Genomic DNA, 3,381 nt, shown 5'->3' with positions numbered 1-3,381 from the left:
AAAAAGTATCCCCATTTTTTTGAAAAATATAAAAAATTATGCTTTTACACTTCCTTTTTTTATTTATTCCTTATTTCACAACTACTTACTGTTTTCTATGTCTATTTTTTGGGGATAGTCCTTTAAAAAATATATAAAAAATATATTTCAGGTTTTCTTCTTGCTTGATAATGAAATTTCGTATAAAATATCTACAATATTTTTACAGGAGCAAAGTTTATGCTGAAAAAGAGAATTGTTTTTATCGGTGCGGGGAATATGGCTGAGGCCCTGATAAAAGGCGTCCTTGACGCAAAGCTTTTTAGAAAAGGAAACATTACTGCCACCGATGTGAAGAATGAAAGGCTTGATTATATAAAGAAGAAACTTAAAATAAAGGTTGAAACTAATAATAAACCTGCGGTTAATAAAGGAGATATAATTGTCCTTGCGGTAAAGCCGCAAAATATAAACGAAGTTCTGGAAGGAATTAAACATAACGTGAAGGACAAATTAGTTATTTCTATCGCGGCAGGGATAAAAACAGAAAGAATTGAAAATACAGTGGGGAAAGCGGCGGTTATCCGGGTTATGCCTAATACTCCTGCTTTAGTAAAAAAAGGAATGTCTGCCATAGCGCGAGGTAAATTTGCGAAGTTAAAAGATGAGAATATTGCTGATACGATTTTCCAGGCAGTAGGGAAGGTCGTAAAAGTAAAAGAGAATTTAATGGATGCCATTACCGCAGTGTCGGGAAGCGGGCCCGCCTATGTTTTTTATATGATGGAGTCTTTGATTGAGGCGGGAAAAAAATCAGGTTTATCACAACAGGTTGCAGAAATTCTGGTTTTCCAGACAGTCCTTGGCGCGGCTGAACTGGTTTTAAAAACAGGTAAAACACCGGAAGAGTTGCGAAAGGCAGTATCTTCACCGGGAGGGACAACTCTGGCGGGTTTAGCAGTTTTGGAGAAAAAAGGTTTTAAACATGCTTTGATTTCAGCTGTTGGATCAGCATGCCAAAGATCAAAAGAATTGAGCGGATAATTACAGGAGATTAGAATAACTATGTTTATACTTAGCAATTTTATTAACGCAACAGCTAAAATTCTCGATATTATTTTGACTTTTTATTACTGGGTCATTATCGCGCGCGCGATACTTTCATGGGTAAATCCTGATCCGTATAACCCGATTGTGCAATTTTTATACAGGATTACGGAACCCGTGTTGAGGCCAATAAGAAGAAATCTTCCCATTTTGAATACAGGGATAGATATTTCGCCTTTAATTGTATTTTTGATAATTTATTTTATCAAATCTTTTTTAGTTCAATCTTTAATTGATTTGGCCCTTAAATTAAAACATTAATATTCTCAAAGAAAGGAGAAACTCGTGAGCGACTTATTTACTAAGGTTGAAGAGGCAAAAAATTACATTATTTCCAAAAAACAGATAAACCCGGAAATTGCCATTATCCTGGGGACGGGATTAGGGGGGGTGGGCCGCGAGATAAAGGAAAAGACTGTGATATCTTACAGGGACATTCCGTATTTCCCGCTTTCTACCGTGGAAAGCCATGACGGCGAATTAATCCTTGGAAAAATAGGCAATAAAAACGTTGTTGCCATGCAGGGAAGGCTGCATCTCTATGAAGGATATTCATCTGTTGAAGTCAGCTTCCCTGTCAGGGTGATGAAAGCTTTAGGCGCAAAATATTTAATAATATCCAATGCCTGCGGAGGCATGAATCCGCAGTTACGGACAGGTGACATTATGATTATTACGGACCACATAAACCTTATGGGGCATAATCCCCTGATAGGCCCGAATGACCCAAGGCTTGGGCCAAGATTCCCGGATATGTCTGAACCTTATGATGTAAGGTTAATAGAGCTTGCCGACGCAGTAGCGCGCGACGAAAAGATTAGAATACAGCGCGGTGTTTATGTAGGTGTTACAGGTCCCTGTCTTGAAACAAAGGCGGAATACCGTTTTTTACGTTTTATCGGCGCGGATGTGGTTGGGATGTCCACTGTCCCTGAGGTGATAGTAGGTGTGCACTGCGGATTTAAGATCCTCGGTCTTTCAATTGTAACAGACCAGTGTTTTCCTGATAATTTAAAACCGGCTGATATTAATGAAATTATAAGAATTGCAAATGAGTCTGAGCCGAAACTCACTAAAGTTGTCGTCAAGGTAATCGGGAAACTGTAAATTAAAAAGAAGGGAATATATATGCATGTGAAAACAATAGAGTGGATGGGAGATTCTGTCCGTTTGATTGACCAGAGGAAACTTCCGTTAAAAGAGATATATGTAAAATGCAAGAATTATAAAGATGTAGCATTTGCGATTAAATCAATGCAGATACGCGGGGCGCCTGCTATTGGTGTGGCAGCCGCATTCGGAATCGCTCTGGGAGCGTTGAAAATAAAAACCGGAAAGAAAGAAAAATTTTTAGAAGAAATAAAAGAGATTTCGCGGGTCATCGCAAGTACTAGGCCGACCGCGGTCAATCTTTTTTGGGCAGTCAGAAGAATGAATGATTATATAAGTAAAAATTCAGGGCAGCCAGTTTCTTTTTTAAAAAAGGGATTAGTTGAGGAAGCAATCAAGATATATGAAGAAGATATCGCAATCAATAAAAAAATAGGATTATTCGGAGCCGGCCTGATAAAAAATAATGATACGATACTTACTCATTGCAATGCGGGCGCCCTGGCGACGGCAGGATATGGAACCGCGCTTGGGGTTATAAGGAAAGCGCACGATGAAGGCAAAAAGATAAAAGTGTTTGTAGATGAAACAAGGCCGTTTTTACAGGGTGCAAGGCTTACGGCGTGGGAATTGAAAGAAGAAGGCATTCCGCATGTCTTAATTACCGACAATATGGCGGGATATTTTATGAGTAAAGGCATGATAAACAAAGTTATTGTCGGGGCCGACCGGATTGCGGTCAACGGGGATACGGCAAACAAGGTTGGGACATATAGTATCGCGATATTGGCAAAGGAGCATAAAATACCTTTCTATGTTGCGGCACCTATGTCCACAATTGATATTTCCATCCCGGATGGTTCCCATATACCCATTGAGGAAAGAAATTCAAAAGAAGTAACGCATATCATGGGAAAACAAATATCACCGGATAAAATTGATACTTTTAATCCAGCATTTGATGTTACCCCAAACAAGTATATTTCCGCGATTATTACGGAAAAAGGGGTGCTTTACCATCCCTTTAAAAAATCAATATGCCAGATCACTACTATTAAATAATTGAGGGGTCGGGGAGTTATTTTCAGCTCCCATAACCCTTTATAAGTAAAATACCGATGTTGATTACCAGATAATGTCAAAATAGGTATGAAAGGAATGAAAGTTTTGAAACGGGGTAAATTT

The 3,381-nt window shown here is 38.8% G+C and carries 4 protein-coding genes; all 4 read left to right on the top strand.

Annotated elements, in window-relative coordinates; genetic code table 11:
* Window positions 1-219: 219 nt before the first annotated feature.
* From proC to mtnA, 4 genes are read left to right on the top strand one after another with little or no spacing between them, the layout of a single operon-like run.
* Complete coding sequence (gene proC, locus AB1498_04165) at window positions 220-1,023, top strand: pyrroline-5-carboxylate reductase (GenBank protein MEW6087476.1); 804 nt, start codon at window positions 220-222, stop codon at window positions 1,021-1,023.
* A 21-nt stretch (window positions 1,024-1,044) separates the two neighbouring features.
* Window positions 1,045-1,347: a YggT family protein gene (locus tag AB1498_04160; GenBank protein ID MEW6087475.1), complete on the top strand. Its 303-nt coding sequence runs from the start codon at window positions 1,045-1,047 to the stop codon at window positions 1,345-1,347.
* Window positions 1,348-1,371: 24 nt separating this feature from the next.
* A complete protein-coding gene (locus AB1498_04155; GenBank protein ID MEW6087474.1) occupies window positions 1,372-2,193 on the top strand; it encodes a purine-nucleoside phosphorylase in 822 nt (273 codons plus the stop codon).
* Between the two features lie 21 nt (window positions 2,194-2,214).
* The gene (gene mtnA, locus AB1498_04150; GenBank protein ID MEW6087473.1) at window positions 2,215-3,258 is read left to right on the top strand and encodes an S-methyl-5-thioribose-1-phosphate isomerase; all 1,044 of its coding nucleotides are present in this window, start codon (window positions 2,215-2,217) and stop codon (window positions 3,256-3,258) included.
* Window positions 3,259-3,381: the final 123 nt, after the last annotated feature.

The sequence above is a fragment of the bacterium genome, from assembly GCA_040754625.1.
GTDB lineage: Bacteria > JACRDZ01 > JAQUKH01 > JAQUKH01 > JAQUKH01 > JAQUKH01.
Note: the sequence above shows the minus strand (reverse complement) of the source record. Positions and strands in the feature narration are given on the sequence as shown.